Origin of the sequence: Micromonospora humi, assembly GCF_900090105.1 — a bacterium.
GTDB classification, from domain to species: Bacteria; Actinomycetota; Actinomycetes; order Mycobacteriales; family Micromonosporaceae; genus Micromonospora; species Micromonospora humi.
The window spans coordinates 65197-90367 of sequence record NZ_FMDM01000010.1 but is presented as its reverse complement, the minus strand read 5'-3'; the positions used below and the strand labels follow the sequence as shown (position 1 = coordinate 90367).

The following is a 25171-nucleotide window of genomic DNA, read 5'->3' as shown; positions in this document are numbered from 1 at the left end:
TCAGTGGCGCGGTGTCACGACCGGATGTGACGTGGTGTCACTGGTCGGGGCCGGTGCCCGCCGGATACTGGGAGGGTGACCGCCCCAGCGCCGCGTTTCACCGCTTCGACGCAGAGAAGGCTGCGCCGGCTCAACCTCGTCACCTCACTGCCGCCGGTGGTGATCGCCGCCGCGGTCCTGGTCTACCTGGACGCGCGTACCTGGTGGCACGTCGTCGTCCTGGTGCCGGGGGCCGTGGCGGCCCTGGTGGCCTTCGAGCGGTGGGCGGCCAACGACCTCGACCGGTTCGTGCTGCCCTGCGCGGTCGTCGCCGGAGCGGTGTGGCCACTGGGAGTGCTGGTCACCGGGAGTCCCAACGCGTACTGGGGCATCTGCGCGGTCGGTTCGCTCGCCCTGCGCCAGGTGCGGCGGCACCGGGCCCGGGTGATGGTCGGCCTGTTCGCCTACGTCGCCGGCGTCGGGGCGGGGCGGCTGCTGGTGCAGCGCGACGACGTCGGTGAGGTGCTGGTCCGTTTCGTGCTCGTGCCGACCGTCCTCACCGTCGTGGTGGCCCTCCTGACGGTCCTCGGGGAGCGGTTCTACGACCTGATCCGGGAGCTGGAACAGACCCGCGAGCGCGAGGCGGAACTGGCCGTGGTCCGGGAACGCGTCCGGTTCGCCAGCGACCTGCACGACATCCAGGGCCACACCCTGCACGTGGTCAAACTGAAGATCGCCCTGGCCCAGAAGCTGCTCGACCGCGACACCGCCCGGGTGGCCAAGGAGCTGACAGAGACGTACGCCCTGGTCAGTGACACCATCGCGCAGACCAAGGAACTCGCCAACGGCCAACGGCGGCTCAACCTCACCGCCGAGATCGAGAACGCCAAGAACCTGTTCGAGGCCGCCGGCATCCGGGTCCGGGTGACCCGGGAGGCCGCCGCCGACGCTCGCACCAGCGAGCTGCTCGGCCAGGTGCTGCGCGAGACGACCACGAACATCCTGCGGCACGCGCAGGCCACCCAGGTGCAGATCACCCTCACCGACTCGGGCATCACCATCGTCAACGACGGGGTGAGCGGCGACGCCCCGCCGAAGCTCAGAGGGCTCTCCGCGCTGCGGCAACGGGTGGCGGACGACGGAGGCGAGCTGACCGTGCACCAGACCGACGAGCGGTTCCTGACCGTCGCCGTCTTCCCGCCCGGGCGGGAAGACGCGGCCCCGTCGGCATCGGAGGAGGACGACCGGTGATCACCATCGTCCTTGCCGACGACGAACTCCTGCTGCGTTCGGCCCTGGCCGCGCTGCTGCCGATGGAGGGTGAGATCACCGTCCTCGCCGAGGCGCCCGACGGCGAGACGGCGATCGCCGCCACCCTGCGGCACCGGCCCGACGTGCTGGTCATCGATTTGGAGATGCCGGGCGTGGACGGGCTCGGCGCGGTCGCCGAGATCCGTCGCGTGCACCCGGAGCAGGTGATCCTCATGCTGACCCGGCACGCCCGCCCCGGCGTGTTGCGCAAGGCCCTGCGGCTCGGGGTCCAGGGCTTCGTCAGCAAGTCCGCCGAGCCGGCCCACATCACCTCGGTCATCGCCACCCTGCACGCGGGGAAACGCTGGATCGACCCGGACGTGTCCGTGCTCGCCGTGACCGAGGACTGCCCGCTGACCGACCGCGAGGTCGACGTGCTGCGGGTGACGGGTGAGGGCTACTCGGTCGCCGACATCGCCGCCCGGCTGCACCTCGCGCCGGGCACGGTACGCAACTACCTGTCCAACGCCATGCGCAAGACCCAGACCCGGACCCGCCACGAAGCGGCCCGGTACGCGCGCGAACACGACTGGCTGTGACCAGCGCTCGGGTCGATTGTCGTTCCCGCGGCGCGACGCCCGGCCACGAGACCTGCTCACCCACCTGACCGGCCGGACCAGGGGAGATCACCATGCCGCATGCGAACTCGACCGACGTGACCCGGGTGCTGGTGACCGGGGTCCGCGGCAAGACCGGACTACCGCTGGCGAAGTTGCTCGTGGCGCGGCGCGGCGTCGAGGTGCGCGGCGGCAGCGGTGATCCATCCACCGTGGGTGTGAGCGGCGTCCGTCCCACCGCCTTCTCCTGGGACGAGCCCGCCGGGTGGGCGGCGGCGACCGACGGCGTCGACGCCGTGTACGTGGTTCGGCCGGATCGCGCGGACGCACCGGACCTCGTCCGGGCACTTCTGGCCGGGACCGCGCCGGGGACCCGGGTGGTCCTGCTGTCCGACTCCGACGGCGGCCACCCGGGCTCCGACCACCCCGCCGGCTGGGCGCCGAGCGTCGAGCGCGTGGTCCACGGGAGCGGGCGCCCCTGGACGATCCTGCGACCGGGCTGGTTCATGCAGGTCTTCACCGACCCGCGCTTCTACCGGCACCAGATCGCCGAGGCGGGTGAGTTGCCGTTCCCCAGCGGCGACGCCGGCGTGGCCTGGATCGATGCCCGCGACATCGCCGCGGTCGCCGAGCGAGCGCTGATCGAGGACGGGCACGTCGGTCGGACGTACCGGCTCTCCGGTCCGGAGAGCCTGTCGTTGCCACGCACGGCGCAGTTGCTCTCCGCCGCGGCGGGGCACCCCGTGATCCATCGGGACGTGACAGTCGACGAGGCCGTGGCCGGGAGCGAGGGCTTCGAACGAGACCTCAGCAGGCTGACGTTCGAGCGGGTACGCGCCGGCGGCTTCGCGGAGGTGACCGACACCGTCGCCCGCGTCACCGGCAGGGCGCCGAGGACGCTGGTGGATTTCCTCTCCGCCGACGGCGCGGCGTTGCGGCGCGCGAGCCGGTGACGTGACCGGGAGTCGCGCCACTTGCTCCGAAACTTTCGGCGCTGCGCGGGTCGGCAGCCGCGCTGCCGACCGGCGCTCTCGCTGGCAGCGAGGTCGTTGACGGATGGTGGGCCCAGTGAGTAGCCTCAGCGCACGAATCATCACATGTAAATTTCTCGATAAGTTTCGGAGGAGACGATCTCCGACCACCGCCGCTCGCGATCACCGATGGAGGGCCGTTGAAACGCGTCCGGACCACCGCAGCCGTCTTCGCCACCGCCGCGCTCCTCCTTGCCGGCTGTGGGGGATCGGACGGCACGTCCGACTCGAAGACCTTCGAGTTCTGGTCGTTTGCCAACATCAACCAGAAGGCCGACGTCGACGTCTACACGAAGGCGCACCCCGACGTGCGCGTCAAGCTCACCGAGGTGGGCAGCACGACCGAGACCGCGCAGGCGCTCACCGCCGCGCTGGCCGGCGGCAAGGTGCCCGACCTGGTGCTGATCCAGGCCGACGACCTGCCGAAGTTCATGCAGTCCCCGGACAACTTCGTCGACCTCACCACGCTGGGCGCGAACGACATCAAGGGCAACTACCTCGACTGGGTGATGGCGCAGTCGACGACCGAGGACGGCAAGATCATCGGTGTGCCGACCGACGTCGGCGGCTTGGCGGTCGCGTACCGTACCGATCTGTTCAAGGCGGCCGGCCTGCCCACCGACCGGGACGAGGTGGCCAAGCTCTGGCCGACGTGGGACGAGTTCATCGACGTCGGCCGGAAGTACGTCCAGCAGACCGGGAAACCGTTCGTGGACAACACGCCGACAAGCGTCTTCTTCCAGGCGGTCAACCAGGGCAGCCAGCGCTACTACAGCGCCGATCGCAAGCTGGACTACGACAACGAACAGGTCAAGGCGGCCTTCGACGTGACGCTGAAGGCCTTCGACGCGGGCATCTCCGCCAAGCAGGGTTCGTTCTCGTCCGGCTGGACCGCGGCCATGAAGAAGGGCGACTACGCGGTGGTGTGCTCACCGTCCTGGATGCTCAGCCAGATGAAGACGAACGCTCCCGAGACGAACGGCAAGTGGGACATCGCCACCATTCCCGGGGGCTCGGGTAACTGGGGTGGCAGCTTCCTCGCCATCCCCAAGCGCGCCAAGAACGCGAAGGCGGCGTGGAACTACATCTCCGAGATGCAGTCGCCGAAGGGCCAGCTGGACCACTTCCTCATGCAGGGATCGCTGCCCACCACGCCGTCGGTCTACACCGACCCGCAGCTGGTCGGAAAGACCGACCCGTTCTTCAGCAACGCGCCGATCGGCAAGATCTACACCCAGTCGGTGGTGGGGATCAAACCCTTCTACTTCGGTCCGCAGGACGGCCCCGTCGGCACCGAGTTCCTCAACACGCTCACCAGCGTCGAGCAGGGCAAGGTGAACCCGGCCAACGCCTGGAACACGGCGCTGACAAATGTCAAGAACGCCGTACGCGAATGACGGAGGGCTGAGGTGCGGCAGCCGGATCCGGTCCGGCTGCCGCGAATCGGGAAGGTGACGCCTTGACCACCATGCTCACCCCGGCCACGGCCGTACCGGAGTCCCCGGGGCCCGGTCGCAAGCGGCGGATCCGGCAGGGCGTGCGGGAGTTCCTGGCGCCGTACGCGTACATCTCGCCGTTCTTCGTGCTCTTCCTGATCTTCGGCCTCTTCCCGTTGCTGTTCACCTTCTACATCTCCCTGTTCGACTGGGATCCGATCGGCGAGCACCGCTTCGTGGGGCTGGACAACTTCTCCGAGCTCCTGCACGACCCGCGCTTCTGGGGGGCGCTGCGGAACACGTTCAGCATCTGGGTGCTGTCCACGGTGCCGCAGTTGCTCCTGGCGCTCGGCCTGGCACACCTGCTCAACCACGCGCGGCTGCGGCTGGCCGCGTTGTTCCGGATGTCGGTGCTCGTTCCCTACGTCACCTCGGTGGCGGCCACGACCATCGTCTTCGCCCAGATGTTCGACCGTGACTACGGCATGATCAACTGGTTCCTCGGCCTGCTGGGCTTCGACCACATCGACTTCACGGCGTCGCTGTGGGGCAGCCACATCATGATCGCCACGATGATCGCCTGGCGCTGGACCGGATACAACACACTGCTGTACCTCGCCGCGCTGCAGGCGGTTCCCCGGGAACTGTACGAGGCCGCCGCAGCCGACGGCGCGAACGGCTGGAGACAGTTCCTGCACATCAGCATCCCCTCGTTACGGCCGATCATCGCGTTCACCGTCGTGACGTCGACCATCGGCGGGCTGCAGGTCTTCACCGAGCCGCTGCTCGCCAACCCGGTGGGCGGCCTCACGTGCGGTGCGGCACGGCAGTGCCAGACCGTCACCCTCTACCTCTACGAGCAGTCCTTCGGCCAGTTCCACTTCGGCTACGGCGCGGCGGTCGGCGTCGCGCTCTTCGTCATCGTGGTGGCCTTCTCCGGACTCAACTACCTGCTGACCACCCGAATCCGTTCGGAGCGCCCATGAAGCCCGTACCCCCGATCGCCGCGCCCGGGCGGGCCAGGCGGCGCCAGGCCAACCGCGTCCCGGTCCCGGTGTACGCGGTGCTCACCCTCATGGCGCTCGTCAGCGTCTTTCCGCTCTACTGGATGTTCGTGGTGGCGACGACGGACTCCGCCACCGCGACGACCCTCCCCCCGACGATCACCCCCGGCGGCAACTTCCTGCACCTGGCGGAACTGGTCTTCACCATCGTGCCGTTCGTGCAGTCCCTGCTGAACAGCCTCGTCGTCGCCACCACGATCGCCGTGGGCCAGGCGGTGCTCTGCGCGTTGGCCGGCTTCGCCTTCGCCAAGCTGTCCTTCCCCGGCCGCAACACGCTGTTCCTCGTCGTCGTGCTGACCATGACGGTGCCGGCGCAGTTGGCCGTGGTGCCGCAGTATCTGATCATCTCGCAACTGAACTGGGTCGACAGCCTGCCGGCGGTGATCGTTCCCGGGCTGGTCAGCGCGTTCGGCATCTTCTGGATGCGCCAGCACATCGGCAGCACCATCAGCGACGAGCTGATGCAGGCGGCGCGAGTGGACGGCGCGACCACCTGGCAGATCTTCTGGCGGATCGCCTTCCCGATCGTCCGCCCGGCGGCATACGTCCTGGGGCTGTTCACGTTCGTCTACGCGTGGAACGACTTCCTCTGGCCGTTCATCGTCCTGAAGTCGCCGGAGAACTACACCGTCCAGATCGCCATCAAGGCGCTGCAACAGAACCGGGACATCGACCTGGGACTGGCCATGTCCGGCTCCTTCCTGGCCACCATTCCGCTGCTGGTGCTGTTCGTCTTCGTCGGGCGCCGGCTGGTGCAGGGAATCATGGAAGGCGCGTTCAAGGGGTGAGATCCGCTGCCGGTGATGACGAGCCTCCGCCACCGACTGTCCGGCCGGCTCCGGCGCGCCCGTCGCCACGCGTCCCCCGAGCCCTCGTACGCGTTCTCGGTACGGCGCGGGCTGCGCGTGCCGATGGACGACGGCGTCGACCTGATCGCCGACCTCTACCTGCCGGTCGGCCCGGTGGAACCGCCGTTGCCCACTGTCGTCGTCCGCTCGCCGTACGGCCGGCACGGCTCACTCACCCACGCGCCGGCGCTGGCCGGCGAGGGATTCCCGGTTCTGGTGCAGAGCTGCCGCGGTACGGGCGGCTCCGGTGGCACCTTCCGACCACAGCTCGACGAGCAGCGGGACGGCATGGCCACCCACCGGTGGGTACGCCGGCAGCCCTGGTTCACCGGCGCGGTCGCGACGCACGGGGAGAGCTACCTCGGCTACGCCCAGTGGGCCGTGGCGGGACGGATGTGCCGTGACGATCCCGGGAACGCCCCGGACGCCCTGTGCCTGAACGTCACGATGGCCGACTTCGGCGCGGTCACCTGGCACAACGGCGCGTTCGCGCTGGGTGGCTCACTCGGCTGGTCGCGCCGGATGGTCCTGCGGGGCGTGCGCGGCGCCCTGGTCAGGGCGCGGCTCGCGCGTCGGCCGGACCGGAAGCTGGCCGAAGCCTACGACGTGCTGCCCCTGTCCCGCGGCGACACCGCGGTGGCGGGCCACCCGATCGGCTGGTACCAGGACTGGCTGGCCCACGAGAAGCTCTCCGACGACTACTGGACCCGGCAGTCGCACACCGCGTCGGTGCCCGACGTCACCGTGCCCGTCTACATGGCCACCGGCTGGTACGACATCTTCCTTCCCTGGCAGTTGCGCAACTACGCCCAACTCGCCGCGGCCGGTCGCCCGCCGCGGCTCACCATCGGCCCGTGGGGCCACGGCAGCGAGCAGAGCCCGTTCCTCGCCGAGTCGATCGCGTTCCTCAAGGAGCACTTCGCCGGCGCGCCCGCGGCCCGGCCGGCGCCCGTGCGCGCCTTCCTCACCGGCGCGCAACAGTGGCACGACCTACCCGCGTGGCCGCCGCCGGGCACCGCCGCGCAGCGGTGGTACCTGCATCCGCACGGGCTGCTCGACGCGGCCGTTCCCGACGGGGGCAGCACCCGCTACACCTACGATCCCGACCGCCCGACACCCGCACTCGATGGTCCCGGCCCGGGCCCGGTCGACAACGGCGCCCACGAACGCCGGGCGGACGTGGTCGTCTTCCGCGGTCCACCGCTGGACCACGCTGTCGTCCTCGCCGGGGAGGCGGTCGCCCGGGTCCGGTTCCGCTCGACCGCGGCCAGCGCGGACGTGTTCGTCCGGATCTGCGACGTGCACCCCGACGGCCGCTCCATGGGCGTGTGCGACGGCATCCGCCGCATCGGCGGCGTCGGCACCGCGGCTACCGACCCGCTGCCCGACGAGGACGGTTTCGTCGAGCTGGAGGTGCCGCTGTGGCCGGCGTTCCACCGCTTCGCCGCCGGCCACCGCGTCGCCGTGCAGGTCAGCTCCGGAGCGCATCCGCGCTACGCCCGCAATCCGGGTGGCGGCGAACCGGCCGCCACGGCGACCGCCACGGTACGGGCGCGGCAGGAGATCTCCCACGCCGGCGCCCACCCGTCCCGCCTCGACCTGCCGGTGTGGACGGGACCGGCCGCGAACGTGTCGACAGCTAGGTGAACCACTCGACCAGGAGGCTTCCCGGATGACATCCGTATTCCATGTCGCGACCACCGGTTCGGATCGCGCCGACGGCAGTGCGGAGCGACCGTTCCGGACGATCAACCGGGCGGCCGGCGTCGCGCAGCCCGGTGACACGGTGGTGGTGCACGCGGGGGAGTACCGCGAGTGGGTGAGGCCACGCCGTGGCGGTCTCAGCGACTCCCGCCGCATCACCTACGAGCCGGCGCCCGGCGAGCACGTGGTGATCAAGGGGTCGGAACGCGTCACGGGCTGGGAGCCGCTCGGTGGGACGGTGTGGCGGGCGGTCGTCGACAACGCGCTGTTCGGCTCGTTCAACCCGTTCGCCGAGGAGGTGACCGGCGACTGGATCGTGTACGGCAAGGGTGCGCCGCGTCGGCACCTCGGCGACGTCTACCTGAACGGCGTGAGCTTCTTCGAGGTGGCGAGCCGGGCGGAGGTCGACGATCCGCCCCGCCGCACCGCTGTCGTCGACGACTGGACCCGGGTGACCCATCCGGTCGGCGATCCGGACCGCACCCAGCTCGTCTGGTACGCCGAGGTCGGAGCGCGGACGACGATCTGGGCCAACTTCCGGGGCGCCGACCCGAACACCGAGCTGGTGGAGGTCAACGTGCGCCGCAGCGTCTTCTACCCGGACCAGCCGCACCTGGACTACATCACCGTCCGTGGCTTCGAGCTGGCGCACGCGGCGAGTCCGTGGGCGCCGCCGACCGCCGACCAGCCGGGCCTGATCGGGCCCAACTGGGCGAAGGGCTGGGTCATCGAGGACAACGTGATCCACGACGCCAAGTGCGCGGCGATCTCGATCGGGAAGGAGGGGTCGACCGGGCAGAACCACTCGGCTCTCCGCGGTGACAAGCCGGGCTACCAGTACCAGCTGGAGTCGGTCTTCGCGGCCCGCCAGATCGGGTGGGACCGGGAGCACGTCGGCTCGCACGTGATCCGACGCAACACGATCCACGACTGCGGCCAGAACGCGATAGTGGGCCACCTCGGGTGCGCGTTCTCCACCATCGAGGACAACCACATCCACCGCATCGGCGTGAAACGCGAGTTCTACGGGTACGAGATCGCCGGCATCAAGCTGCACGCGGCCATCGACGTGCTGATCCGGCGCAACCGGATCCACTCCTGTTCGCTCGGCACCTGGCTGGACTGGCAGGCACAGGGCACCCGGCTCTCCCGCAACGTCTACCACGACAACTGCCGGGACCTCTTCGTCGAGGTCAGCCACGGTCCCTACCTGGTCGAGCACAACATCTTCGGCTCACCCGCCGCGCTGGAGCTGTTCAGCCAGGGCGGCGCCTTCGTCTACAACCTGATCTGTGGCACGCTGCGGCTGGAGCCGGTGCTGGACCGCGCCACGCCGTACCACCGGCCGCACAGCACCCAGGTCGCCGGCTACGCGGTGATCTACGGCGGCGACGACAGGTGGGTGGGCAACCTCTTCCTGGGCGGCGACCCGGGCGCGGCCTACGGGACGGGCGCGGAGGGCGAGGGGCCACCGCTGGCCGGCACCGCCGGATACGACGGCCATCCCGCGTCGTTCGAGGAGTACCTGGCCCGCCTCGACGACCAGCCGCCCAGCGACCAGCAGAAGTTCCTGGAGGTGAAACAACCGGTGTACGCCCGCGCGAACGCCTACGCCGCGGGCGCCCGGCCGTTCGAGGGTGAGCGTGAGGCGCGGATGCTGGGCGCCGCGACGGCGACGGTCGTCGACGAGGGCGACGCGGTCTGGCTCGTCACCGATCTCCCCGCCGCGTTCGACGAGGCCCGGGTGGGAGTCGTCACCGGTCGGGACCTGGGCCGGGTCCGCTGCGCCGACGCGGAGTTCGAGGAGGTGGACGGCAGCCCCGCCGTCCTGGACGTCGACCTGTCGGGGGCACCCCGGCAACCTGGGCGAGACGGCGCGGTCGGCCCGGTCGCGGACCTTCGGTCCGGGGCGCGCCGAACGCGCGTCCGCTGACGACGGCCGCCCCCCGGGGGCGCGCGGTCACCGTGGCGCCGTGCCCACCCGACCAGCGGATTCCGTGCCGGCAGTCGGCAACCGGACTGTGCCGGGCGCAGGCCGGGCGCATCGTGGGAGTGGGACATCCCGGCTGGGGCCGATCGGAGGGGAGGCCGTCATGGTGCTGGACCGGCGGTTGGCGCAGGACCCACCGGAGCGCAGCGCAAGCGAGGTCGTCGGTCCCCGGCTGCTGGGTCGGGTGTACCGGCCGGACCCGCGGGACTGGTCGCTACCTCGGCTCATGGAGATCGCCGAGCCGCCAGCGGGGATCCGGCAGCGGACCATCGAGCAGGTGCTCGCCGAGACCACGTACTTCACCGACTGGCGGGCGTACCTGGTCTTCTGGCGCTGGCTGAAGAAGCAGGCCGGCGGGACCCCGCCCGCGCCGGGCCCGACGCCGGCCGGTGACGCGACCCCGGCCTGGCAGCTGCCGGTCCAGCTGGACCAGGGTGCCACCGGGCACTGTGTGGGCTTCGGCTGGTCGGGCTGGGTGGACGCCACGCCGGTACCGGGGGAGTACCAGAACGCCGACGCGCACGCGCTGTACTACGAGTGCAAGGTGATCGACGGCGAGCCGCGGGCGGAGAACGGCTCGACCGTCCGGTCCGGGGCGCTGGCGCTGCGCAACCGGGGCCGGCTCGCGGCGTTCGCGTTCGCCGGCTCGCTGGCCGAGATCGACCAGTGGATCGACAGCCAGGGGTCGGTGGTGGTCGGCACCAACTGGACCGACGACATGTTCCACCCGGACGCCGACGGCTACGTCAAGCCGACCGGCCGGGTGGCCGGCGGGCACTGCTACGTGATGCTGGACCGGCTGGATTCCGAACAGGCGTACCTTTTTCAGAACTCGTGGGGGGTCGGCTGGGGCCAGCGCGGCCGCTTCAAGATCAAGCGGGCGGATTTCGAGGGCCTGCTCTCCGCCGACGGCGAGGCCTGCTGCGCCGCCGAACTCCCGCACTGACCCGCCACCCGGGTTCACCGTCACGTCAACCGACCGTGACGCGGAGACCGCGCACCGGCGAGGCGAGCACCAGGGCGAGGCTGAGCACGACGGGAAGCGCCAGCACCAGGTACGCGACCCGGGCACCGGAGGTGTCCGCGACCAGCCCGCCGAGCAACGCGCCGAACGGCGTACCGCCCCAGGCCAGCATGCGCCCGGTGGTGTTGACGCGGCCCTGCAGCCCAGAGCGACGCGCCGGCCCCGAGCCGGGTCGGTTCGCCGCCGGCCGCCGGGCTGAGCGCCAGGTACACCGGCACCTCCAGGTCGGTCGTGACGTCGAGCAGATGTACGGGTGCGCCGGCTGCCCGTACGGCCTGCGCGTGCAGCGCCCGCAGCCCGTCCGGCAGGCCCTCGACCGGCACGAGGTCGACGTCCGGCACTCCGGCGACGTACCAACGGAGCAGAGCCTGTCCGAGCCCGTCGTGTTCGATCAGCTCGCAGAGGCCGTGATAGACGGCCTCCGCCAGGTCGACGCCGGCCGCGGTGCCCAGACTCGACGAGTACCGCAGCAGACCGCGGTACGGCCGGACGTCGTCACCCGGCACCGGCCACCGGTGGTAGCGCGGGTCGGTGAGGAAGGTGGGATAACGGACCTCGCCGTACGCGGCGCACGCCGCGACGGAGTCCGGAAACTCCGTCGCCCACCGCCGCACGACCAGGTCGGGCTCCAGGGCGGACTGACCGGCCACGACGCTCGCCGGCAGGAGTCCGGTGGCGTCCGTACTCCATCGGCGGTTGTCCCGAGCCGACATGAGATGGCGCTCCAGGGCCTCGAAGTACGCGCTCGCCGCGCCCTGCGGGCCCGCTCCCTTCCCCGCGCCCACGGCGACCCGTGCCCCGTCCCGGAACAACGCGACGCGCATGGTCGGCGAGGCGGCCGGGCCGAGGGCCACCGCTCGTGCCGTGAGGCCGAGCCGGTCGATCTCGGCCGAGGCGGTCGCGAGGGCGTACTCCGGGGGCACGGATCGGAACGGCACCGCGACCTCCCCCGGTGTAGTCACCGGCCCGGACTGTGTCAGCGGACCGCATCGATGTCAACGGTCGGTGGGCCCGGGTTCGCGGTGGCTGATCGCCCGGTCGGCGGGTTCGCCCCCGGGCCGGTTCTACCGGGCGCCGCCGCTCGCCCCGGCCCTCGGCACAGACCGCCGGGCTGACGGTGGCCGACACGCCGTCACCGCCATTCGGCGTGCTTCCTGGTCGCGGGGCCGATCCGCTGGGAGCGGTACCAACGGGGCGACCGTCCACACCGTCCGGTCGCTACACTCCGGGACGGAGTCCGGAACCGCCCACCGGCCCCGGTGCGCTGATCAGAATCGGATGGAGATGCCAGTGACCCGCGACAAGGCCGCACCCCCCGGAATCGACCTCACCGTTCCCAGCGTGGCCCGGGTCTACGACTACTTCCTGGGCGGCAAGGACAACTTCGAGGTCGACCGGAAGGTCGCCGAGCACGCCCTGCGGATCACCCCGGACGGGCCGGCGGCCGGCCAGGCGAATCGGGCCTTCCTGCGCCGGGTGATCCGCTTCCTCGTCACCGAGGCCGGCATCGACCAGTTCCTCGACATCGGGTCCGGGCTGCCCACGCAGGGCAACGTGCACGAGGTCGCCACGGAGCACAACCCGAGCGCCCGGGTGGTGTACGTGGACAACGACCCGATCGTCCTGACGCACGGGCGGGCCCTGCTCGCCGCGGAGGGCACCGCGACGGTGATCCAGGCCGACATCCGGCGGCCCCAGGAGATCCTCGACGATCCGGACGTCCGCCGGTTCCTCGACTTCGACCGGCCGATCGGGTTGTTGCTCTTCGCGATCCTGCACCACCTCGGCGACGACGAGGAGCCGCGAGCGGTGTCGGCGGAGTTGATCGACGCGCTGCCGTCGGGCAGCTACGTGGCGATCTCGCACTTCCGCGATCCGGGCGAGCGGGACCCGGAAGGTTCCCGCAAGGCACGCGAGGTCGAGCGGGTCTTCAACGAGTCGCTGGGCACCGGCCGCTGGCGTACCGACGAGGAGATCATCGCCTTCGCCGACGGGCTGACGCTGCTGGAGCCGGGGCTGGTGCCGCTGGCCGAGTGGCGTCCGGATCCGGGCACGTCCGCGCCGCAGCAGACCGACACCTACCACACCTTCGTCGGACTCCTCGCCCGCAAACCGTAGGCCGCCGGAGGTGAGCTCGCCGCGAACGGCCGGGTCCAGCAGGGCGCCGGGAAACCACGACAGCGCCTGTGCGCGGGGCGCGTCGACGCCGAGCCAGACCCCGGCGTCACGCCCGGCTCAACCCGAGTGCCTCGTCCACCCGGTCCAGCACCGTCACGTCGTCGTGGCCGACGCCGCGCAGCAGGTCGATCGCGGTGGCCCGGATCTGCCCGACGATCATGGTGACCGGGAGCGGCGGATCGGTCCGCAGCAGGCCCGCGGCGATCCGGACCGCCTCCAGGGCCGCCGCGTCGGCCTGCTGGGCGTGCCGGTCGGCGTCGGCGCCGCCGAGGTCGCTGGCCAGAGCCTCCCCGGCCGAGCGTACGGCGGTGGTCAGCGCACCGATCGCGGCGGCCAGCTCGGGCGGCGTGGCGGTGTGCCGACGGGTCAGCGTCACACCGGCGCGGGCCAGCACCCGGATGTTGCGGGCGGCGTAGTCGAGCTGCCGCAGCGTCGCCTCCACCTCGACGAGCTTGCCCAAGTGCCGGCGGCGCAGCCCCAGCCGCAGCGTCTCACCGGTGGCGAGCACGGCGGCCTGCATCTCGGCGACGCAGTTGTCCACCTGCCGGGCCTGCTCCAGCGCGGTGCGGGCGGCGTCCTCGTCACAGCCCCGCAGGGCCGCGCTCACCTCCTCGAGCAGGTCGGCCAGGTCGGTGTAGCTGCGTCGGGCCTGCGCCACCAGCGGCGCCAGCGGGTCCCGGGCGGCCATCAGTTGGCTGGCGGCCAGCGCCACCGCGCCGCCGATGAGCGCGTCGACGAAGCGGAACGGCATCAGCGTCCCGTGCGGCGCGGCGACCACGACCAGGTACATGGCCGAGACGGTGGCCTGCACGACCAGGGCGCGGCGGGCGCCGATCACCACGAGGGTCGTGGTGGTCAGCACCAGCACCAGCAGGACCGTGCCGGTGCCCGGGCCCAGCGCGTACACCAGCAGCTCCGCGACGAGCACGGCGGCGGCCACGGCGAGCAGGATCTCGACGGTCTGCCGCAGTCGCCGCCCGCGGGACTCGCCGAGCACGACGAGCGCGGCGGTCGGCGCGTAGAACGGGTCCGGGTGACGGATGACCACCGCCGCCACGATCCAGGCGACCGCGGCCGCGGCGGTCAGCTCGACCACGGTCATCCCGTCGCCCCGCAACCGCGCGACGGCGTCGCGCCCCCAGTTTCGCACCGGTGGTACCCCTCTTGCCGGGCGGGCCGGGACCGGCCGCCGATTGATCTTCCGCGAGAAGGGCCACTACCCCGCCCGTGACCTGCTCAATCGCCGGGTGGTGTGGCACGCACCGGGCGGGTGGGGCCCGGCGACGGAGCGCATGGGGCCGCCGCCGAGCCGCCCATCCGTCGGGCCGGCGTGCGACGCTCGAGCTCCGGGACCGAGCGGCCAGTAGCGTGGTTCCGGACACGACCGCAACAGCCGCACGAGTCCCGGCACGACAGCCCCGCGCCACCCGACCCGACACCCCTGATGCCCGGAGGAACGCAGACCATGGACCACGCGACTCAGCTCATCCAGGAGCGGAGTGCCCCGCCTGCCACGCTGGTGATCTTCGGCGCCTCCGGTGACCTGACCCGGCGAAAGCTGCTGCCGGCGGTCGAGAGCCTCGCGCGGCACGAGCGGCTGCCGGACCAGTTCGCGCTGGTCGGCGTGGCGCGTACCCCGATGACGGACGAGCAGTTCGCCGAGAGCGCGCTCGGTGGGCGCACGCTCGCCAGCAAGCGCCAGCTCCGGGGCGGCGTGCGGTACGTGGCCGGCGGCTACGACGACCCGGAGACCTACAAGCGGCTCGTGGCGACGCTCGACGAGTTGGACGCGCAGCGGGGCACGTCCGGCAACCGGCTCTTCTACCTGTCGACCCCGGCCGGGGCGTTCGAGCCGGTGATCAACGGGTTGGCCGGGGTCGGGCTGAACCAGCCGCGCGAGGGGTCCTTCTCCCGTCTGGTCATCGAGAAGCCGTACGGTCGCGACCTGGTCACGGCCCGCGAGCTCGACGGTGTCGTGCACGGCGCGTTCGACGAGCGCCAGGTCTTTCGCATCGACCATTATCTGGGCAAGGACACCGTCCAGAACGTGCTGGCGCTGCGCTTCGCGAACTCGATCTTCCAGCCCATCTGGGATCGCTCCTGGGTCGACCACGTGCAGATCACCGTCGCGGAGACCCTGGGCGTCGGTTCGCGCGGCGGCTTCTACGAGGACGCCGGCGCGATGCGGGACATCGTGCAGAACCATGTGCTGCAGGTCCTCGCGCTGGCACTGATGGAGCCGCCGGCGTCGTTCGAGGCCGAGGGCCTGCGCAACGAGAAGGTGAAGCTGCTGCAGGCGATCCGGCTCCCCACCGACCGGGACATCGCCGAGGCCGCGGTCCGTGGGCAGTACACCCGCGGCGGCACCCGCGAGGAGCTGATGGCCGGCTACCGGGAGGAGGCCGGCGTCGACCCGCTGTCACGGACCGAGACCTACGCCGCGATGCGGCTCAACGTGGACAACTGGCGGTGGGCCGGGGTGCCGTTCTACGTGCGCACCGGCAAGCGCCTGCCGGCCCGGCTCACCGAGGTGGCGCTGCAGTTCCAGCGGCCACCGCACCTGCCGATCCCGACCGACCAGCTCACCGGCCTGGAAGCCGACGCGCTGATCCTGCGGATCCAGCCGAACGAGGGCATCTCGCTGCGCTTCGGTGCCAAGGTGCCGGGTCACTCCTTCCGGGTCCGCACGGCCACCATGGAGTTCTCCTACGACCAGACGTTCGTCGAGGAGTCCCCGGAGGCGTACGAGCGTCTGCTCCTGGACGCGCTGATCGGTGACGCGTCACTCTTCATTCGCAGCGACGAGGTGCAGCAGTGCTGGCGGATCGTCGACCCGATCATCGAGTACTGGGAGAAGGACAACTCGCCGATCCCCACCTACGAGGCCGCCTCCTGGGGCCCGACCGACGCCGACCGGCTCATCGGCCGGCACGGCCGCAAGTGGCGCAATTCCGCGTGACCCTGCCGTGACGAGCTCGGCCGGCGCCGCCGGGTGTCAGCTTCCGACGCAGGTGGCGGTGGTCCCGTTGCCGGTTCCGGTGCCCTGGAACCCGAAGCTTGTGGACTGGCCGGCGGCCAGTCGTCCGTTGTAGCTCTGATTCGTGACGGTGACCGTCCCGCTGGTGCCGCCGGCGACGCCGTTCCACACCGAGGTGATCGATGCTCCGCCGGCCAGGTTGAGCGTGACCCGCCAACCGGTGAGCGCGGCGGCGCCGGCGGTGACGGTGACGTTGGCGACGAATCCGCCGTTCCACTGGTCCTGGACGGCGTAGACCGCGGTGCAGCTCCCGCCGCTGGGCGGAGGAGTGGTCGGCGGGGGAGTGGTCGGCGGGGGAGTGGTCGGCGGGGGAGTGGTGGGCGGCGGGGTGGTGGGTGTCGGGCCGTCGTCGAGCGTCAGGTTCTTCTGTTGGACGGTCCACTGGCTGTGGCACAGGCCGCAGTCGGCGCCGACGAAGGTGCGCCCGGCGGTGGTGTCGCCCTTGAGGCGCCACGTGAGGTAGAGCACGGCCACCCGGCCGAACTCGCCGCCGTTGGGCTGGTCGTACGTGCCGCCGTGCCCGACGTTGAGGTTGCCCATGAACGCGGGCAGCCCGGCCGGCAGCTTGCCCCAGTCGTCCATGCCGTTCGGGTAGGCGATGTCGCTGGGCCCGCCCATGAAGTAGGCGATCGGCTTGGTCAACCGCCGGAGCTGGTAGTCGTCGGCGTCGTTCAACAGGCCGCTGCTGAAGATGCCGGTCGTGGTGACCCGTGGGTCGGCGGAGACGGCGTACGCCTCCAGCCCGCCACAGGAGAAGCCCGCGACCGCGATCCTGGACGTATCGAGCCGGTTGTAGTACTTGCTGCCGGCCCGGGAGTTCTCCGCGACGGCCCAGTCGATGGACTGGGTGAGCATCTGCGAGGTGGTGGAGCCGGACCCGTTCGGCGCGCCGCTGGCGATGGCGAGGAAGCCGTGGGACGCGATCTCGCGGAGGAAGTTGCCCTGGGAGAGCCCGTTGGCCGAACAGCCGCCGTTGCCCCACACGAAGACGGGGAGGCGCTCGGACGGGAGTGTCTGGGGTCGGAAGATGGTGTGGTTGGCCAGGGTGGCCGAGGTCTCGTAGTCGGCGGGATAGGGGCCGGAGCCGCCGACCGCGGCGTCGGCCGGTGTCCCGCCGAGCGCCATCACCACGGAGGTGACCGGAAGGACGAGGGCCGCCAGCCCCGCCCAGATCGTCGACGTCCGTCTCATGCGTCCTCCCGTGGATGTACGCCACGGCGCTGCCGGTGGTGGCCGGTGGCGGTTGGCCGCTCGCGCATCGACCGACGTGGTTCTCTCACGCGCGCCGGCGGAACGGGATGCGACCACTATCATCGTGGCAGCGACGTCCGTCAATGTGACGCCCGACTGTCGGGAACCGCTTATCGCGGATCGAACCGGTTCGATATAACATCACGTCAGGGCAGCTTCATCCCGCGCCGGCGTACGGCGCGGAGCGCACGCCATCCACCGGCGGACCGGGCCGCCGGTCGGTGATCACCCATTCGGGCGCGGCCGGCTCGACGCCGGCTCGGCGCCGTCTGCGCGTGCTGGTCCACCGAGCGCGGTGCTCCGGTCGTCGACCGTACGGCGATCGGCCGGTTCCGTGCCTCGCGCGGCAACGGGCCAGACCGAAACACCGAGGAGAAGGCAGAGATGAACGACGTACCCGCTCGACCGAGGCGTCGCAGCAGGAGTGCCGCCCGGCTGTTGTTCGGCGGTGCCTGCGCCCTGGCGGTGGCGGTGTCCTCGATGGCCGTGGCGACCCTCGCGCGTGCCGACCTCAGTGGACCACCCGGGACCACGCTGAAGGCGGCCGCCGAGCGCAGCGGCCGATACTTCGGCGCCGCGATGGGGGGCGACCGTCTCAGCGACTCGGGCTTCCTGACCATCGCGAACCGTGAGTTCGACATGATGACTGCCGTCAACGAGATGAAGCCCGACGCGACCGAGCCCAACCGGGGTCAGTTCGACTTCCGCGCCGGCGACGCGATCTACAACTGGGCCACCCAGCACGGCATGCGGGTCCGTGGGCACACCCTGGCCTGGCACGCTCAGCAGCCGAGGTTCTGGGGGAGCCTCAGCGGCAGTGCCCTGCGCACCGCCATGATCGACCACATCAACGGTGTGATGGCCCACTACAAGGGCAAACTCGCCTACTGGGACGTGGTGAACGAGGCCTTCGCCGAGAACGGCAGCCGGCGGTCGTCGAACCTGCAGTCGACCGGCAACGACTGGATCGAGGTGGCGTTCCGGACCGCGCGCGCCGCGGACCCGAGCGTGAAGCTGTGCTACAACGACTACAACATCGAGAACTGGACGTACGCCAAGACGCAGGGCGTCTACAACATGATCAAGGACTTCAAGTCCCGCGGCGTCCCGGTCGACTGCGTCGGTCTGCAGACCCACTTCACCGGCGGCAGTTCGCTGCCGGGCAACTTCCAGACCACGCTGTCCAGCTTCGCCGCCCTCGACGTGGACGTGGCACTGACCGAGGTCGACGTCACCAACGCCTCGACCAGCCAGTACCAGGGCCTGACCCAGGCCTGCGTGAGCGTCCCGCGCTGCGTGGGCATCACGACGTGGGGCATCCGCGACAGTGACTCGTGGCGCGGCAACGAGAATCCCCTGCTGTTCGACCGCAACAGCAGCCCCAAGGCGGCGTACACCGCCGTGCTCAACGCGCTCAACGCCGCGTCCACCACGGTGCCGGGCACGAGCACCCCGCCGACGACAGTGCCGCCGACCACCACCGCGCCGACGACCGTCCCGCCGACCACCACTCCACCGACCACGCCGCCGAGCACCGGGCAGCCGGGTGGCTGCACCGCGACGTACCGCATGGTCAACAGCTGGGGCGGCGGCTTCCAGGGCGAGGTCACCGTGGCCAACAACGGCTCCACCGCGCTGAGCGGCTGGACCGTACGGCTGACGCTGGCCGGCGGGCAGACCATCGCCAACGTCTGGAACGGCATCAACACGGGCACCAGCGGGACGGTCAGCGTGCGCAACGCCGACTACAACGGGTCCCTCGGCGCGAACGCCTCGACCACCTTCGGCTTCCTGGTCAACGGCAGCAGCAACGCGGCACCCGGCAGCCTCTCCTGCACCAGCCCCTGACCGGGGGCCATACCAGCGGTGTCCGGACGCCGGCGGGTCCGCGGCCGGCGGCTGCGGACCCGGTCTGGCCGTGGTCGCCATATGTAATGATGAACATCAATATCTAGAGATCGAGGCGGCCGCGCGGCTGGTCGGCCCTCGTGGAGGATGACCATGCGTAGTTTCCTCGCGGTGATCACCACCGCCCTGCTCCTCGGCACCGCGGCCGGTAGCGTGCCGGCCGGCGCGGCGGGTGCCTCCCCGCGCTCGTGCACCCGTGGCCTGCTCTTCTGTGAGGACTTCGAGCGCTTGCCGGCCGGTGGGGCCAGCACGGTGAACTGGGGCGTCGATACCCGCCACGGCACGCTGACCGTCGAGCGTGCCCGTCGTGGCAACCAGGTGCTGCACGTGCACACGGTCGACAACGGACGCGCGTTCCTGCGTGTCGACGACTTCGCCGCGCCGGGCAACCGCTTCTACGGCCGGATGCGTCTGCGCGTCGACGCCTTCCCCACCGCACCGGACTGGGCGCACTTCACCCTGGTGGAGGCGACCGGCTCCGGCAGCGCGGAGGTCGTGCGTCCGGTCGGCGGCCAGTACGCGCCCACGGTCCCCGGAACCTTCTGGGGTGTCGGCGCCGACGGCGGCCCGACCGGCGACTGGACCAACTGGCGGGAGTCCGCCCCGGTCACCGAGGACACCTGGCAGTGCGTCGAGTGGAAGATCGACGCGACGGACAACCGCGTCGCCGTGTGGTTCGACGGCGTGGCGAACCCGGAGCTGACCGCCTCCACGGCCGAGCACGGGGGCAACGATGTTCCGTTCGTCCTGCCGACGGTGGACACGGTGAAGATCGGTTGGCAGCTCTACCAGGGCGGCACGACGCCGGGCGAGTTCGACCTCTGGATCGACGACATCGCTCTCTCGCGCACACGGCTCGGCTGCTGACCGGGGGTTCCCCGGGGTGGCTCGGAGGCGTCCGGGCCACCCGTGGCCCGGACGCCGTCGACGGGCCGCCTCACGGCTGGGATCGCAGCACGGCGACCTCGGGGAACCCATCCGGCGAGCCGTAGCCGTGTTCGGCGAGCCAGCGGACGTTGGTCAGGCACCGCAACGACCACCAGGCGCGGACGAGGTCGTGGTCGACGTCGGCGCCATAGCCGGCGACGACGTCGCCGAGGTGCTCCGGGTGTCCCAGGGTGAGGACGGCGAGGTCGAAGTGCGCGTCGCCCCGGGACGCCTCGGACCAGTCGACGATGCCGGTGACCTCGTCGCCGGCGACGAAGACGTGGTCGACCTGCAGGTCGCCGTGGATGAACACCGGTGTCCACGGCCGCAGCGCGGTCTCGGCGAGCCGGCGGTTGCGGGTGACCACCTCGGCGGGAAGGACGTCGTGGGCGACGAGCCACTCGCACTCGTCCGCCAGGCGGGATGCGAACTCGTCGCGACTGCGCCCGGGCCACGGCGGCAGCGGCGCGTCGTGCAGCGTACGGACGGCGGCGCCCGCCGCGGCCCACGCGGCCGGCGACGCGGCGGACGGCTCGCCGAGGCGGCCGAGCGCCGAGCCCGGCAGGGCGGCGAGCGCGAGCGCGGGCGGCTTGCGCCACAGGATCCGCGGCGTCGGGACCGGTGCCGTCGTCATCGCCTCGACCTCGACGTCGATGCGGTTCTGATCGGCGTCGACCTTCACGAACACGTCACCGACGCGCAGGGTCGCGCGCTCGCTGTGGGCGACGACGACCTCGACCTCATTCACGTCCATGTCGGCCATCATCACGGACGCGACCGTCGATGTCGCCGGTGAGGCGTGTGTCGGACGCCCGGCCACGGTGGGGAACGCCGGCGCGAGGCCGCCGGTTGCGGCGACGCCGTGACGCCAGGTCCACCGCCGCGGCCCGCCAGTGGGGATGGGTGAACGTGAATCCGGCGTCGGTGAGCCGCCCAGGGACGACTCGTCGGCTCTTCAGCAGCAGTTCGGTGTCGGACCGGATCGCGAAGGCACCGACCTCCGCCATCCATCTGGTGGCCGGCAGGCCGACCGGCACCCGCCAGGCCGACCGCAACTCGCGCATGAATTCCCGCTGTGGCAGCGGGCCCGGCGCGGCGAGGTTCACCGGCCCGGTGAGGTCGTCACGGTCGATCAGGAACCGGACCGCGCGGACGAAGTCCTGGTCGTGGATCCACGAGACGTACTGCCGGCCACCGGCGACCGGCCCGCCGAGCCCGAGCCGCGCGAGCCGGCTCAGCACGTCGAACACGCCGCCGTGGTCGGGGCTCATCACCATCGCCGCGCGTAGGGCGACCTTACGCGTGTGCGGAGTCGCCGCCTGCTGCTGTGCGGCCTCCCAGTTCCGGGCGATCTCGACGCTGTAGGCCCAGTATCCGGGCACGCCCGGCTCGTCGCCGCCGGTCAGGCCGTCGTGCTCGTCGTTGGCCTCGTCGAAGCGGTGCGCGTAGATCGTCGCGGTGCTCATCTGCATCCACACCTTGGGCGGCCGGGCCGCCCGGGCGATGGCCTCGCCGACGACCCGCGTCGACTCCACCCGCGAGTTCATCATGGCTTCGAGGTTCGACGCGGTGTACCGACAGCTCACACTGCGCCCGGCCAGATTGACAACCACGTCGCTACCGCTGATCTGCTCGGCCCAGGAGTCGAGCGTGCGGCCGTCCCAACGAACCTGACGCCCGCCCTCCGGCGAGCGCGTCAGCAGCACGACGTCGTGGCCCGCCGAGGTGAACGCCCGGTCCAGGATCGTGCCGACCTGCCCGGTGCCACCGGGAATGACGATCTTCATGATCCTCCGCCTCGTGGGCTAATTTGAACACGTTCAACTCGACCGTACACGGGGGAGGCGGGCCGGTCCATCGCCTTCCGGGCGCGGAGCTGCTAGGAACGGGGTGTGCCTGTCCCGACCACCCCCGACGACGCCACGTCCCTGCACACCCCCCGGCTGCTGTTGCGGCGCTGGCACCGCGCGGATCTGGACGCGCTCGCCGCGGTCAACGCGCAGCCCGAGGTGATGCGCTACATCCATGACGGCCGCACTCTCAACCGGGCCGAGACCGCGGAGCGCCTGGCCACCTATCAGCGGCACTGGGACGAGCACGGCTTCGGCCTCTACGCGGTGGAACTCAAGGAGACCGGCGAGGTGGCCGGTTTCACCGGACTGGCGGTGCCGGCCTTCCTACCCGAGATCATGCCGGCGGTGGAGATCGGCTGGCGGCTCGGCCGTGCCCACTGGGGCCGAGGGCTGGCCACCGAGGCGGCCCGGGCCGTGGTCGCCCACACCCGTGCCCGACTCGGCCTGCGGCGACTGGTCAGCATCCACGTCGTCGGCAACGAGGCATCCGCGCGGGTGATGGTCAAGCTGGGCATGTCGCTGGAGCGCGAGACCGTGCAGCCGGACACCGGCCGTCAGGTCCGGGTCTACGCGATGGACCTGTAGGACGGCGCGAGCGCCGGCCGACGTTGATAACGCCAGGCCGGCACCGCTCGACGGAGAGCAGGGATACGCGCGGGCCGGAGCCCGTGCCGCGCGGGTCAGTCGGCGGGGAGTGCCGGCCGTCGGCGCCGACGCGGTTCGCCGTCGGACTCGGCCGCGATGCCGAGCCGGCGCTCGGTGATCCGGCGGCGGACCGCCCCGGCGGACCGTTCCACCTCACCCGCCAGCGCACCCGACCGGAAGCGGCTGTGCCGGTAGAGCACGACCAACTGGCCGCCGGCGAGCGCCGGGATCACCAGCGCGGCCCCGCCGAGCACCGCCCACGCGCCCGGTCGCCCGCCGGCCAGGTGCGGGACCGCCACGGCCGCCACGGCGCCCAGCGTCAGCGCCGCCCAGCCGAGCACGAGAGCGGTGACCGCCCGGTGGTCGCGGAGCCACCGGCGCGGGCCACGGTCCCGGCGGGCCCGCAGCGCGGGCAGGACCTCGTCCAGCAGCAGCCGCAGGGCCCGGTCCAGCGCGGCCGGATCGGCCGGCGCCGGCTCGGCGCCCTCGCGTACGACGCGGCGAAGGGTGCCGCGGACCTCGACCGGATCGTCGGCGGGCACCTCGTCCGGCGGCCACTGCTCGTCGAACCGGCGTCGCCGCACGCCGCGGACGGCGGCCCAGGTGACCATGGCGACCGGGACCGGCATGCCGAGCAGCCATCCCAGGTAGCCCGGCCATCCGGCGCCCTGCGTCGCGACGTTGATGCCGTAGCCGCCCACCGCGCCGACCAACACACCGGCGACCGGCTGTTGCACGCTCCTGACGTACTCGTGCTCGCGGATGCCCTGGATCGCGGCGTTGGCGCGTTCGAGCCGGTGCCGTAGCAGGTAGGACAGCAGGGTGCCGACGAAGACCGTGGCCATCACCAGCGTGGACCACACGCCGAGCGTCAGCAGCGCCGGTGGGTCGCCGGCGGGCTGCGTGGTCACCAACGCGAACCGGGTCACGCAGGTCGATGCTAGGTGACCGGGCCAACCGGCGTCGTTCGCCCGGCCTCATTCCAGCGTCCCGAGGAGTTCGGCGCGGGACGGGCCCGGCAGCGGATACCGGTCGGCGTCGCCGCCGAGCGCCAGGGCCCGGTCGAGCACGCCGGGCACGGCGAACACCTCGTCGGGTGTGGCGATGAACGAGGCGAGGGCGGTGTGCGCCCGGGTCAGCTCCGGGTCGGCGAGACTCGCCGCGAAGAGCGCCGCACCGGCCCGCCAGCGGGGGTCGGCCGGGCGGTACGGCCGTCCCGCCGCGTCGGCGTCCAGCTCGGCCAGGCGGTGCCGGTCGTACCACAGCGTCGCCCGGTAGAGCGGCTCGATCGTCTGTGTGGTGGCCTCGTCGAACCGGCGGGCGAACGTGTGGTGGTCCCGCGGATCCGTCTCGCGCAGGAGGTCCCGCAGCAGGACCGCCTGGATGAGCGCCATCGACGCCCCGCGTCCCAGCGACGGGTTGGTGCAGGCGCAGGCGTCCCCGACCGGCACTACGCCGGTGGCCACCGGCCGGCCGTCGACGACGAGCCGGCGGTACCGGTCCTCGATGCCGGCCATGACGTCGACGCCGGAGATCGGCTCGCCATCCGCCCAGTGCGCCGCGAGCGGGTAACGGGCGAGCGCGGCGTACCAACGGTCCGGATCCCGGAGCGGGCGCAACGCCCGGTCCCGGCCGCTGGTGGTCAGCACCACGCTCCAGGTGTCGTTGTCACCGGGCAGTGTCAGGACCGACAGCGAGTCGTAGTGGTGCAGGAGGCTCGTCAGCACGGCGGGCAGTAAGCCGGAACGCGACCGGAAGTGCCGGGCGTAGTACCGGAAGCCGGAGTCCTCGCGCTGCTCGATCGGCGGGTGCGCGCCGGCCGCGGAGAGCCACGCCCCGAGCGCCGAGCGCCGCCCGCCGCAGTCCACGACGAGGTCGGCGGGGGCGGTCCCGCCGCCGGTGGTCCGCACGCCGGTGACGTGCGGAGCGCACGGTTGCCGGTCGATGGCGAGGCCGGTGACGGCGACGCCGCGCCGGAGCGTCACGCCGACCGCCTCGGCCGCACCGGCGAGCACCGCCTCCAGCACGGGACGCCGGGCGGTGACCGTGTCGAAGCGCGAGTCGTCGGCGCGCAGCGCGCCGCGGCGCGCCTCGGGCAGCGCGCCCAGGAGATTGACCGGCAGTGCCCCGGCGCTCAGCAGAGGGCCGGCGACGTCGGGCAGGTGCGTGCGGATCAGCGACCACCAGCGCGGGAGCATGAAGTGCGGCAGGCGGAACTGGCTGACGCCGTGCCGCCGCCAGTCGTCCCACGCGACAGCGGCGTGTGCGACCGGCGGCGGCTGCGCCGGATCACGTTCGAGCACCGTCACCCGGTGCCCGTCGTCGGCGAGCAGCATCGCCGTGGTGAGGCCGGCGAGGCCGGCGCCGAGTACGAGAATGTGGGCCATGCCGGGAAGGATCGGCGCAGGTGGTGCTCACTCTCCAGGCC

Annotated in this window: 21 protein-coding genes and 1 pseudogene; 14 read left to right on the top strand and 8 right to left on the bottom strand. The window is 71.7% G+C overall.

The window, feature by feature from the left end:
* Positions 1-75: 75 nt before the first annotated feature.
* From GA0070213_RS19610 to GA0070213_RS19570, 9 genes are all read left to right on the top strand, one after another.
* On the top strand, positions 76-1230 hold the full coding sequence (locus GA0070213_RS19610) for a sensor histidine kinase (protein WP_091066405.1): 1155 nt from the start codon (positions 76-78) through the stop codon (positions 1228-1230).
* Positions 1227-1829, top strand: a complete 603-nt coding sequence (locus GA0070213_RS19605; protein WP_091066401.1) for a response regulator transcription factor — start codon at positions 1227-1229, stop codon at positions 1827-1829. Before GA0070213_RS19610 ends, GA0070213_RS19605 begins: the two co-directional genes overlap by 4 nt.
* A gap of 92 nt (positions 1830-1921) precedes the next feature.
* The gene (locus tag GA0070213_RS19600; RefSeq protein WP_217628636.1) at positions 1922-2800 is read left to right on the top strand and encodes an NAD(P)H-binding protein; all 879 of its coding nucleotides are present in this window, start codon (positions 1922-1924) and stop codon (positions 2798-2800) included.
* A gap of 218 nt (positions 2801-3018) precedes the next feature.
* Positions 3019-4275, top strand: a complete 1257-nt coding sequence (locus GA0070213_RS19595; protein WP_091066397.1) for an ABC transporter substrate-binding protein — start codon at positions 3019-3021, stop codon at positions 4273-4275.
* Positions 4276-4346: 71 nt separating this feature from the next.
* Positions 4347-5300, top strand: coding sequence for a carbohydrate ABC transporter permease (locus GA0070213_RS19590; protein ID WP_091066394.1), 954 nt, complete (start codon positions 4347-4349; stop codon positions 5298-5300).
* Positions 5297-6166: a carbohydrate ABC transporter permease gene (locus GA0070213_RS19585; RefSeq protein WP_091066390.1), complete on the top strand. Its 870-nt coding sequence runs from the start codon at positions 5297-5299 to the stop codon at positions 6164-6166. The genes GA0070213_RS19590 and GA0070213_RS19585 overlap by 4 nt, the downstream gene beginning before the upstream one ends.
* 15 nt (positions 6167-6181) lie before the next feature.
* On the top strand, positions 6182-7873 hold the full coding sequence (locus tag GA0070213_RS19580) for a CocE/NonD family hydrolase (RefSeq protein ID WP_091066388.1): 1692 nt from the start codon (positions 6182-6184) through the stop codon (positions 7871-7873).
* A gap of 25 nt (positions 7874-7898) precedes the next feature.
* The gene (locus GA0070213_RS19575) at positions 7899-9863 is read left to right on the top strand and encodes a right-handed parallel beta-helix repeat-containing protein (protein WP_091066383.1); all 1965 of its coding nucleotides are present in this window, start codon (positions 7899-7901) and stop codon (positions 9861-9863) included.
* 160 nt (positions 9864-10023) lie between these two features.
* Positions 10024-10866 carry a C1 family peptidase gene (locus GA0070213_RS19570; RefSeq protein ID WP_091066380.1) on the top strand — a complete coding sequence of 281 codons (843 nt, stop codon included), beginning with the start codon at positions 10024-10026 and terminating at the stop codon, positions 10864-10866.
* Positions 10867-10891: 25 nt separating this feature from the next.
* Here the strand turns inward: GA0070213_RS19570 and GA0070213_RS32255 are convergent, their stop codons facing one another.
* Together GA0070213_RS32255 and GA0070213_RS32770 are read right to left on the bottom strand one after the other, a co-directional pair.
* Positions 10892-11056, bottom strand: coding sequence for a hypothetical protein (locus GA0070213_RS32255; protein WP_245716472.1), 165 nt, complete (start codon positions 11054-11056; stop codon positions 10892-10894).
* A gap of 46 nt (positions 11057-11102) precedes the next feature.
* Positions 11103-11768: pseudogene (locus GA0070213_RS32770) on the bottom strand (YcaO-like family protein); the annotation flags it as partial.
* 460 nt (positions 11769-12228) lie between these two features.
* Here GA0070213_RS32770 and GA0070213_RS19560 point away from each other — a divergent pair.
* On the top strand, positions 12229-13062 hold the full coding sequence (locus GA0070213_RS19560; protein ID WP_245716471.1) for an SAM-dependent methyltransferase: 834 nt from the start codon (positions 12229-12231) through the stop codon (positions 13060-13062).
* A 106-nt stretch (positions 13063-13168) separates the two neighbouring features.
* On the opposite strand, the gene GA0070213_RS19555 is transcribed toward GA0070213_RS19560, so the two are convergent.
* On the bottom strand, positions 13169-14272 hold the full coding sequence (locus tag GA0070213_RS19555; RefSeq protein ID WP_091066372.1) for an FUSC family protein: 1104 nt from the start codon (positions 14270-14272) through the stop codon (positions 13169-13171).
* Positions 14273-14587: 315 nt separating this feature from the next.
* On the opposite strand from GA0070213_RS19555, the gene zwf reads away from it, so the two are divergent.
* Positions 14588-16081, top strand: a complete 1494-nt coding sequence (gene zwf, locus GA0070213_RS19550) for a glucose-6-phosphate dehydrogenase (RefSeq protein ID WP_091066368.1) — start codon at positions 14588-14590, stop codon at positions 16079-16081.
* A 36-nt stretch (positions 16082-16117) separates the two neighbouring features.
* Here zwf and GA0070213_RS19545 read toward each other — a convergent pair whose 3' ends face one another.
* Positions 16118-17350, bottom strand: a complete 1233-nt coding sequence (locus GA0070213_RS19545; RefSeq protein WP_091066365.1) for a cellulose binding domain-containing protein — start codon at positions 17348-17350, stop codon at positions 16118-16120.
* A 444-nt stretch (positions 17351-17794) separates the two neighbouring features.
* Between GA0070213_RS19545 and GA0070213_RS19540 the strand changes: the two genes are divergently transcribed.
* Both GA0070213_RS19540 and GA0070213_RS19535 read left to right on the top strand, forming a co-directional pair.
* Complete coding sequence (locus GA0070213_RS19540) at positions 17795-19258, top strand: endo-1,4-beta-xylanase (RefSeq protein WP_091066361.1); 1464 nt, start codon at positions 17795-17797, stop codon at positions 19256-19258.
* A 153-nt stretch (positions 19259-19411) separates the two neighbouring features.
* On the top strand, positions 19412-20185 hold the full coding sequence (locus GA0070213_RS19535; RefSeq protein ID WP_091066358.1) for a hypothetical protein: 774 nt from the start codon (positions 19412-19414) through the stop codon (positions 20183-20185).
* 70 nt (positions 20186-20255) lie between these two features.
* Here GA0070213_RS19535 and GA0070213_RS19530 read toward each other — a convergent pair whose 3' ends face one another.
* Complete coding sequence (locus GA0070213_RS19530; RefSeq protein WP_245716470.1) at positions 20256-20999, bottom strand: aminoglycoside phosphotransferase family protein; 744 nt, start codon at positions 20997-20999, stop codon at positions 20256-20258.
* Positions 20986-22032: a TIGR01777 family oxidoreductase gene (locus GA0070213_RS19525; protein ID WP_091066354.1), complete on the bottom strand. Its 1047-nt coding sequence runs from the start codon at positions 22030-22032 to the stop codon at positions 20986-20988. Before GA0070213_RS19525 ends, GA0070213_RS19530 begins: the two co-directional genes overlap by 14 nt.
* Before the next feature lie 105 nt (positions 22033-22137).
* Between GA0070213_RS19525 and GA0070213_RS19520 the strand changes: the two genes are divergently transcribed.
* On the top strand, positions 22138-22683 hold the full coding sequence (locus GA0070213_RS19520; protein WP_091066351.1) for a GNAT family N-acetyltransferase: 546 nt from the start codon (positions 22138-22140) through the stop codon (positions 22681-22683).
* A 95-nt stretch (positions 22684-22778) separates the two neighbouring features.
* Here GA0070213_RS19520 and GA0070213_RS19515 read toward each other — a convergent pair whose 3' ends face one another.
* The gene (locus GA0070213_RS19515) at positions 22779-23672 is read right to left on the bottom strand and encodes a hypothetical protein (protein ID WP_091066349.1); all 894 of its coding nucleotides are present in this window, start codon (positions 23670-23672) and stop codon (positions 22779-22781) included.
* Positions 23673-23720: 48 nt separating this feature from the next.
* Entirely contained in the window at positions 23721-25130 is a 1410-nt protein-coding gene (locus GA0070213_RS19510) for an FAD-dependent oxidoreductase (RefSeq protein ID WP_091066346.1), read from the bottom strand.
* Positions 25131-25171: the final 41 nt, after the last annotated feature.

Coding starts and splice junctions, on each gene's coding strand:
- GA0070213_RS19600 (WP_217628636.1), top strand. CDS start 1,922: ATGCCGCATGCGAACTCGACCGACGTGACCCGGGTGCTGGTGACCGGG.
- GA0070213_RS19590 (WP_091066394.1), top strand. CDS start 4,347: ATGCTCACCCCGGCCACGGCCGTACCGGAGTCCCCGGGGCCCGGTCGC.
- GA0070213_RS19585 (WP_091066390.1), top strand. CDS start 5,297: ATGAAGCCCGTACCCCCGATCGCCGCGCCCGGGCGGGCCAGGCGGCGC.
- GA0070213_RS19580 (WP_091066388.1), top strand. CDS start 6,182: ATGACGAGCCTCCGCCACCGACTGTCCGGCCGGCTCCGGCGCGCCCGT.
- GA0070213_RS19575 (WP_091066383.1), top strand. CDS start 7,899: ATGACATCCGTATTCCATGTCGCGACCACCGGTTCGGATCGCGCCGAC.
- GA0070213_RS19570 (WP_091066380.1), top strand. CDS start 10,024: ATGGTGCTGGACCGGCGGTTGGCGCAGGACCCACCGGAGCGCAGCGCA.
- GA0070213_RS32255 (WP_245716472.1), bottom strand. CDS start 11,056: ATGCTGGCCTGGGGCGGTACGCCGTTCGGCGCGTTGCTCGGCGGGCTG.
- GA0070213_RS19560 (WP_245716471.1), top strand. CDS start 12,229: ATGCCAGTGACCCGCGACAAGGCCGCACCCCCCGGAATCGACCTCACC.
- zwf (WP_091066368.1), top strand. CDS start 14,588: ATGGACCACGCGACTCAGCTCATCCAGGAGCGGAGTGCCCCGCCTGCC.
- GA0070213_RS19545 (WP_091066365.1), bottom strand. CDS start 17,350: ATGAGACGGACGTCGACGATCTGGGCGGGGCTGGCGGCCCTCGTCCTT.
- GA0070213_RS19540 (WP_091066361.1), top strand. CDS start 17,795: ATGAACGACGTACCCGCTCGACCGAGGCGTCGCAGCAGGAGTGCCGCC.
- GA0070213_RS19535 (WP_091066358.1), top strand. CDS start 19,412: ATGCGTAGTTTCCTCGCGGTGATCACCACCGCCCTGCTCCTCGGCACC.
- GA0070213_RS19530 (WP_245716470.1), bottom strand. CDS start 20,999: ATGGACGTGAATGAGGTCGAGGTCGTCGTCGCCCACAGCGAGCGCGCG.
- GA0070213_RS19525 (WP_091066354.1), bottom strand. CDS start 22,032: ATGAAGATCGTCATTCCCGGTGGCACCGGGCAGGTCGGCACGATCCTG.
- GA0070213_RS19510 (WP_091066346.1), bottom strand. CDS start 25,130: ATGGCCCACATTCTCGTACTCGGCGCCGGCCTCGCCGGCCTCACCACG.